At 51.7% G+C, this 242-nt stretch carries 1 protein-coding gene; it reads left to right on the top strand.

Going from position 1 to position 242, the window contains the following annotated elements; genetic code table 11:
* Positions 1-242 (top strand): septal ring lytic transglycosylase RlpA family protein (locus tag ACTHSN_RS10890; RefSeq protein ID WP_440365325.1); only part of this gene is annotated, 242 nt, incomplete at both ends.

Genomic DNA, 242 nt, shown 5'->3' with positions numbered 1-242 from the left:
CCCTCTCCGCCTCCCACAAAACCATCCTTATTCCCCGCTGGGCACGTGTGACCAATATGAAAACCGGCAAAAGATTCATCGTCCGTGTATACGACCGCGGCCCTTTCCACGTCAACCTCGTCATCGATGTTTCCAAAGCCGCCGCACAACAATTGGGTTTCATCAACCAAGGCTCAGCAAACGTCAAAGTTGAACAATTCATCCCCGGCAAAACCGCCGCTCAAACCATTATTACCCCAAAC

This window comes from Neisseria sp. P0009.S010, from assembly GCF_051958545.1.
GTDB classification, from domain to species: Bacteria; Pseudomonadota; Gammaproteobacteria; order Burkholderiales; family Neisseriaceae; genus Neisseria; species Neisseria subflava_A.
This window is presented reverse-complemented; position numbering and strand designations above follow the sequence as displayed.